Annotated in this window: 7 protein-coding genes and 1 pseudogene; 4 read left to right on the top strand and 4 right to left on the bottom strand. The window is 59.6% G+C overall.

Features of this window, described 5'->3' with window-relative positions; genetic code table 11:
• Positions 1-30 precede the first annotated feature (30 nt).
• From tnpC to DBO86_RS10710, 4 genes are all read right to left on the bottom strand, one after another.
• Positions 31-1,578 (bottom strand): IS66 family transposase, encoded by a 1,548-nt coding sequence (gene tnpC, locus DBO86_RS10725; protein WP_108233645.1) that lies wholly within the window; start codon positions 1,576-1,578, stop codon positions 31-33.
• Positions 1,579-1,659: 81 nt separating this feature from the next.
• The gene (tnpB, locus tag DBO86_RS10720; protein WP_132764522.1) at positions 1,660-1,995 is read right to left on the bottom strand and encodes an IS66 family insertion sequence element accessory protein TnpB; all 336 of its coding nucleotides are present in this window, start codon (positions 1,993-1,995) and stop codon (positions 1,660-1,662) included.
• Positions 1,992-2,324, bottom strand: a complete 333-nt coding sequence (gene tnpA, locus DBO86_RS10715) for an IS66-like element accessory protein TnpA (protein ID WP_244185535.1) — start codon at positions 2,322-2,324, stop codon at positions 1,992-1,994. The genes tnpB and tnpA overlap by 4 nt, the downstream gene beginning before the upstream one ends.
• 19 nt (positions 2,325-2,343) lie before the next feature.
• Positions 2,344-2,994: an AzlC family ABC transporter permease gene (locus tag DBO86_RS10710; protein ID WP_244185534.1), complete on the bottom strand. Its 651-nt coding sequence runs from the start codon at positions 2,992-2,994 to the stop codon at positions 2,344-2,346.
• A gap of 116 nt (positions 2,995-3,110) precedes the next feature.
• Between DBO86_RS10710 and DBO86_RS10705 the strand changes: the two genes are divergently transcribed.
• From DBO86_RS10705 to DBO86_RS10690, 4 genes and pseudogenes are all read left to right on the top strand, one after another.
• A complete protein-coding gene (locus DBO86_RS10705) occupies positions 3,111-3,980 on the top strand; it encodes a LysR family transcriptional regulator (RefSeq protein ID WP_004350192.1) in 870 nt (289 codons plus the stop codon).
• A 255-nt stretch (positions 3,981-4,235) separates the two neighbouring features.
• A pseudogene (locus tag DBO86_RS26625) lies at positions 4,236-4,349 on the top strand (GlxA family transcriptional regulator); the annotation flags it as partial.
• Between the two features lie 119 nt (positions 4,350-4,468).
• A complete protein-coding gene (locus DBO86_RS10695; protein ID WP_004350194.1) occupies positions 4,469-6,061 on the top strand; it encodes a sigma-54 interaction domain-containing protein in 1,593 nt (530 codons plus the stop codon).
• Between the two features lie 213 nt (positions 6,062-6,274).
• Positions 6,275-6,823 (top strand): OsmC family protein, encoded by a 549-nt coding sequence (locus DBO86_RS10690; RefSeq protein ID WP_023082837.1) that lies wholly within the window; start codon positions 6,275-6,277, stop codon positions 6,821-6,823.
• Positions 6,824-6,826 lie beyond the last annotated feature (3 nt).

Genomic DNA, 6,826 nt, shown 5'->3' with positions numbered 1-6,826 from the left:
GTATGCGTCTGGGCATCCCGTCTTGCGCAACTAAACCAGTCGCCACCTATGCGGCAGCAGCTCCGTAATCTCACTTGCCCGCTGCGTCGGCAGGCGCGTGAGGACGTCCTTCAAATAGGCGTACGGGTCATGCCCGTTGAGTCGAGCTGACTGGATCAAACTCATGATCGCCGCTGTCCGTTTACCGCTGCGCAGTGAACCTGCAAAGAGCCAGTTCTTGCGCCCCAACGCCCATGGCCGGATCTGGTTCTCTGCCCAATTATTGTCAATGGGTACGGCGCCGTCATCGAGATAGCGCGACAGCGCCGTCCAGCGTTTGAGGCTGTAATCCAATGCTTTGCTGATGGCCGAGCCATCGTGCACAAGTAGGCGCTGGGTGATCATCCAGGCATGCAACGCGTCCATCACCGGTACGGCTTTTTCTTGTCGTATTCGGCGGCGTAAATCCGGTTCTAGGTCGCGGACTTCATGCTCGATTTCGTACAGCAGCTGGATGTACCTCAAGGCTTGCTCGGCAAGCTGGCTTTTATTGGTGGCGTGTAGCTCGAAGAATTTGCGCCGGGCGTGGGCCATGCAGCCGATCTCGGTGACACCTTGCTCGAAGCTGGCCTTGTAGCCTGCGAAGTCGTCGCAGACCAGCTTGCCATTCCACTGACCAAGAAAATTGCGCGCATGCTCGCCGGCACGGCTGGGACTGAAGTCGTACACCACGGCCTTCAGATCAGCGAAGGGTGTGGTGCTGTAGGCCCAGACGTAAGCCCGATGGGTTTTCTTCTCGCCTGGGGTGAGCATTTGCACCGGGGTTTCGTCAGCGTGGATCACGCGTTGGCCCAGCACGGCTTCGCGCAGGGCATCGACTAGCGGCTGGAGCTGCACGCCGGTTTGTCCGACCCACTGCGCCAGTGTCGAGCGAGCGATGGCCAGGCCGGCACGGCCAAAGATTTTCTCTTGCCGATATAGTGGCAAGTGGTCGGCGAATTTGGCCACCATCACGTGAGCCAGAAGGCCGGCGGTTGGGATGCCCTTGTCGATGATTTGAGCCGGAACCGGTGCCTGGATCAGGGTTTCGCACTGATCGCAGACCCATTTGCCACGGATGTGCCGCTCAACGGTGAACACGCCCGGTGTGTAGTCGAGTTTCTCGCTGACATCCTCACCGATACGCTTGAGCGCGCAACCGCACTGGCAGTGGCTGTTATCGGGTTCATGGTGGATCAGAGTGCGTGGAAACTGTGGCGGCAAGGCGGTGCGTTTAGGTTTTTGCCGAACCTCAGTCGAAGCGGGAGCAGGTTTCAGCGCTTCAAGTTCTGCTTCGATGGCCGCAATGTCGGTGTCGATCAGGTCATCAAGCAGACTGACTTGATCCGGGCTCAATTGCTCGCTGCGCTTGGCAAACTTGAAGCGCTTGAGCTGCGCAATCTCGTGGGTCAGCTTTTCGATAAGCGTTTGGTCGCGGTGGATCTTCTTGCCCATTGTCTCGACTTTCTGATCGAGACTCTCGACACGTTGCATCAACTGCGCCGCTAGAGCGCGCAGTTGTTCAGGGGGCAGTTGGTCGAGATTGGGCAGCGAAGTCATGCCGCCGATTTTGCCGGAGCAGGCCAAAGCCGACGATAGGCTTATCGGACAATTGCACGGCCTGGATTGTCATGGCAGGTGTTATACGATGGAAATCGCGCTGCCAGGCCCGACTCTTTGCCAGGGCAAACCCAGCACCAGGGCGTGTAGTTGTTCGGCACCCAATTCCATCTGAGAGCCGTGTCGAGAACCCGGCCAGAAGAACTTGCCTTGATGCAGGCGGCGCGCCGCCAACCAAATCCCCAACCCGTCGTGCACCAGCACTTTCATCCGATTGCCGCGGCGATTGGCAAACAGATAAGCACAGTGCGGCTGCGCCGCACCGAACACCGCCACCACCCGCGCCATTGCGGTGTCGGTGCCAGCACGCATGTCCATGGGCTCGGTGGCGAGCCAGATGGAGTCGATGCGGATCATCGCAGCAGATCTCGCAGAAAGGTCGCGCAGGCAGCGGCGCTTTCGGTCGGCCAGTTCACTTTGATGGTACCGCGCGGGTGTGGGATTTCCAGACAGATAGTCGATGACGCGGAATCCGACTTTGCCCCGATAGCCTGCAAAGACAGAGGAATGAAAGCAGGTTGCAGCGCTATGGCTTTCTGCGTGTGCACTCGGATCCATTTATGGACGAGGTTTGCGTTGAGGCTGTGGCTCAGCGCAACGCTGGCAATCGAGGCCCCGGGCTGGGCGCACTCTTGAATGATCTGAGCCTTGAAGGATTTGGAGTAGGAACGGCGTTGTGGCTGCATGAAAGACCCGCTTAAAAGGCTAGAAATGGTGTCCACTTAAATCAGGTGGACACCATCGCCTTTGGCGTCGGGGCCAGGAAGGTGTGTTGGCCGGACGGATACTCTTCTCTCCCCCGGCGACCATCGCCAACAGGAAACAGCCCATCACCATATCCAAGCCGAAGCTCTTCGGGTCTTGGATGACTCCACCGAAATAGACGCCCAACCAAGTGCCGACCACCCAGAACGACCACAGTGCCAGACCGCCTCCCAGCAGCAAGCCAAAACCTGGCTGGCCGCGATTGAACGCCTGCATGGACATGGCCCAGTTGGCATCGGAAGCCGTCAGCATCACACCGTAGCGGCGCCCTGGCGGAAGTTGGCTTAGCCATGGATAGAGCGTGGCTCCCATCAACAGGTGGCGAGCGTTGATGGCGAAGACCGTGATGGCGAGCGTGATTATAGGTACCTGCTCCCCCCACAGTTCCAGTGCTGCAAACTGCGAGGCCCCGGCGAAGACCAGAGTGCTCATCGCCACGATGGTCACGTCGTCCAGACCTGCTTGCACGGCGGCTAGGCCAAATGCCGCACCAAACAGCGTGACGAACACCGAGAGCGGAATGAGCTGGCGGAAACCGTCCCACACCATCCGGCCATTGAGTTCATGCAGATTCGTCTCGGCGTCTGCCATCTCTTGCTCCAAGCTCGCAGGTTTATCTTGGCGGCAATATGCGGCGCGCATCAGTTAAAGAAAAACGAATAATTTGGTTATAAGCTATCAGCTAATCGAATTCATACGCCAAGACCATGAACTATCAGGATCTTCAGATCGACTGGCTGAAATGCTTTGTCGCCGTGGTGGATGCCGGCTCGCTCTCAGGCGCAGCGCCCGAGGTTCATCGCTCTCAATCCGCCGTCAGTATGCAGCTGAAAAAACTGGAGGCAGCGCTGAATTGTCAGCTTTTGAGGCGTGGCCCCAGGCAGCATCAGTTGACGCCACAAGGGCAACTACTCCTGGGCTATGCGCGGCGGATGCTCGACCTGCATGCAGAAACTCAGGCCGCCTTTCATGGCCAAGAGCTGACCGGGCAGATTCGTCTGGGCGTTCCTGATGATTACGCCGCCCGCTATCTCACGCCGGTGCTCAAGCGTTTCGCACAGCACCATGGCGGTGTCGAAATCGAACTGAATTGCGAACAGTCGACCGCCTTGATTCCTCGTGTCGAGAAAGGGGAACTCGACCTCGCACTAGTGTCACGCGACCATCCCCGGCACGGAACCCTGCTGTTTCATGAGCCGCTGGTCTGGGTCGGCTCGGCGCAGTTCCAGACATGGCGGCGCGACCCGCTGCCGATTGCCGTCTACGAAAGCACCAGCCTGGCCAAGCGCAGCGCCATCAATTCGCTCGCTTTGCAGGGGCGCCGATACAAGGTGGTCTACAACAGCTCCAGCCTGGCTGGGCAACTCGCTGCGGTTGAAAGCGGTTTGGCCATTGCGGTGCTGACCCAATGCAGTGCGCCTGCCCACCTGAAAACCTTGGGTGCCGAGCACGGGTTGGGGCCGCTTGAGCCGATGGAAGTGGCGGTCTATCGAAGCCGGGCCTCTCAAGCATCGGCGGCTGTCGACAGCCTTTACAGCCTGTTGATCCAGACACTCAGACAGTCATCCGCAAGCTAGGGACGCTGCCTAGGCCGATGGCTATTAACGCCCGCGTTTGGCCAGAGCTAGCCAGGCGCGTCAGGCATGAGGCGGCCAGAAGCGGGCGTTCACGAAGCTCAATTTGTGGTTCACAGGCGTCTACGAAACTAGGAGAGGTTCAAGCCCGTTGATCGGATACGACGAGTTCATGCTTTTATCGCCGCGCCTGTAGTCGCTCGCGAACCGCAGCCTGCTGTCCTGTCACCGCCTGAATTTGAAAAGCGCTGGCAGACCATCGCCCGTGAAACGGGCTTCCGCGACCGGCGCCATCTACGCGAAGCCTTCGTCCGCGGCTTCGGTGTGCCGCCTCAGGCCGTCAGGCGAGATGTACGGAGTATGCCGGCTTGACCCGGCAAACCCAGTCAAACGCCGGTATCTGCAGCTAGCGGGAAAGTCGTTAGCTGGGCCCGCAAATTGCTTCGAATGCCCACTGACACTTCGCTTATGTCAGACAAGGTAAGGCCATCATGAACAGCAGTGATAAAGAATCGGAGAGTTCACCCGCCTTCTGGCGGACTCAAGAGATGTTGCTGCTACAGCAGGTAACCGCACTGGCCGGGCGGGACTTTTCTCCCGAGACCGTATTGAGGGAGATGCTTCACCTACTGTCCGAACTGTTGGGGTTGAACCGCGGGCGAATCGTGTTGCTCGACGAATCGGGCCAATCGAGCCGAATCCGCTATGCCTACGGACTGACCGCAGACGAAGTCAGCCGCGGGCGTTACGCACCAGACGAAGGTGTAACCGGACGAGTACTGGCTCGAGGTCAGTTGATCATCGTTCAGGACATCGATAACGATCCGCTGTTTCTCGGCCGCATGGTCGCGCGTAACAACCTCCCTTCCGGGCCGGTTTCCTATATCGCATTACCGATCCAGATCGGCCAGCGCACCATCGGCGTACTGGCCTGCCATCGCATCCGCAGCCGAGCACGCCCATTGGCAGATGACCTCACCATCCTGAGAATCCTGGCGACGTTTGCCGGGCAGATCCTCCATCTGGAAGAACACCTTAGGGAAAAAACCGAGGCGCTCGAACAACGCAACGCCCTACTGGCCCGGGCACTGGAGACCCGCTCCAGCCGCTACGGGATTATCGGCAGCGCGCCCCAGCTGCTGCGCGCGCTCTCAGAACTGGAGCGCGTTGCGAATACCACCGCAAGCGTGTTGCTGCTCGGCGAGTCCGGAACCGGCAAGGAGCTGTTCGCGCGTGCATTGCACCTGTCCAGCCCCAGACGGGACAAGCCGTTTATCCGCGTGAATTGCGCAGCCATTCCCGATTCGCTATTCGAGTCGGAGTTGTTCGGCTACGAGCGAGGCGCCTTCACCGGGGCGCAAACGGCGCGTGCCGGCTGGTTCGAGCAGGCAGATGGCGGCACCATTTTCCTCGATGAGATTGGCGAGCTTCCGCTGGCCATGCAGACCAAGCTGCTACGTACGCTGCAGGAGGGCACCATCACCCGCCTCGGGGCCAAGCGCGAGCTGCACATCGACGTCCGGCTGGTGGCAGCCACTAACCGTGAACTGGAGACCGAAGTCGCCGCCGGCAACTTCCGCCAGGACTTGTACTACCGGCTAAACGTCATCCCGATACGCCTGCCCTCGCTGGCTGAGCGCCGGTCTGACATCCCCGTGCTGGTGCTGCACTTCCTCAACCGGATCAACCAGGCCAACCAGCGAAACGTCAGCCTAAGTGCCGAGGCGATTAAGCGCCTGCAGCGGCATGCGTGGCCGGGCAACATTCGCGAGCTGTCCAATGTCATTGAGCGAATGGTGCTGCTAGCCGACCACGCCCTGTTGAGCGCAGCGGACGTCGACCGCTACCTGCCACGGGAGAACGAGCAAGCTGCGCCGACACCTCCCCTGGCCACGTCACCGCCCAGCCTCCCTGCCTATATTGAGGACATCCGACCTTACGTCTCGGTGACCTCCCATACTGCCGATGCGCTGCGCCAGGCGCTGGACCGCTGTGGCGGAAACAAGACGCGCGCCGCTCAGCTGCTGGGCATGACCGCGCGCCAGTTCCACTACCGCTGGCAGAAATTGGTAGCCATTCGCTGAAGCCGAACACAATGTCGACAATGTCAACATTGTGTTCGACTCTACTCCGGTTCAGCGAAGGAAAAAATCAGACCAAAACCAAATTAGCACCCCGTAACAGGCTGAAATGTAAAGATATTTTTAAAATCTTCGACAGCTGGCATGGCAGTTGCGATATCCCATTCAGCCAGGACTGACATCGCGTTGGTACTGATGAACTGAATGGAGAGCACCATGAACGCACCTGCACCTACCACCGTTAAAACCTACCTGCGACCGATCGATCGAGACGGCCTGATGGCCTTCGCCGAGAAGGGCCGCAACAACCCGGCCAGCCGCGGCACTAACAAGGTCCGCACGGTCATGCAGGGCATGTACCGCAGCCTCAGCTATGTCGGTGACCACGAGGCCGTTGTGGTCGACGAGCCTCTGCACCTGTTCGGTGAAGACACGGCGCCCGCTCCGGGCGAGATCGTGCTCTCCGGGCTGGGTGGCTGTCTTGCCGTAGGAATTACAGCAGTGGCCACCTGGAAGCAGGTCAAGCTGAGCAAGCTGGAAATCTTCCTGGAAGCCGACATTGGCAACCCAGCGGCGTGGGGTGCCGGCGGTGCACCGATGCAACCGGAGCAAATGGGCTTCCAAGAGATTCGCGTAAAGGTCTTGGTGGAGGGCGATGCCACTCGCGAAGAGCTCGACGAGATCGTCAAGCACGCCAACTTCTACTCGCCCGTGGCCAATAGCATGCGCAATCCCATTCCGTTCAGCATCGCGCTGGCCGACTGAGCA

Source organism: Ectopseudomonas oleovorans (genome assembly GCF_003052605.1).
Taxonomy (GTDB): domain Bacteria; phylum Pseudomonadota; class Gammaproteobacteria; order Pseudomonadales; family Pseudomonadaceae; genus Aquipseudomonas; species Aquipseudomonas oleovorans_A.
Note: the sequence above shows the minus strand (reverse complement) of the source record. Positions and strands in the feature narration are given on the sequence as shown.

Bases quoted from the DNA above. Each gene is read 5' to 3' on its own strand.
- tnpC (WP_108233645.1), bottom strand. From the start codon at position 1,578: ATGACTTCGCTGCCCAATCTCGACCAACTGCCCCCTGAACAACTGCGC.
- tnpB (WP_132764522.1), bottom strand. From the start codon at position 1,995: ATGATCCGCATCGACTCCATCTGGCTCGCCACCGAGCCCATGGACATG.
- tnpA (WP_244185535.1), bottom strand. From the start codon at position 2,324: ATGCAGCCACAACGCCGTTCCTACTCCAAATCCTTCAAGGCTCAGATC.
- DBO86_RS10710 (WP_244185534.1), bottom strand. From the start codon at position 2,994: ATGGCAGACGCCGAGACGAATCTGCATGAACTCAATGGCCGGATGGTG.
- DBO86_RS10705 (WP_004350192.1), top strand. From the start codon at position 3,111: ATGAACTATCAGGATCTTCAGATCGACTGGCTGAAATGCTTTGTCGCC.
- DBO86_RS10695 (WP_004350194.1), top strand. From the start codon at position 4,469: ATGAACAGCAGTGATAAAGAATCGGAGAGTTCACCCGCCTTCTGGCGG.
- DBO86_RS10690 (WP_023082837.1), top strand. From the start codon at position 6,275: ATGAACGCACCTGCACCTACCACCGTTAAAACCTACCTGCGACCGATC.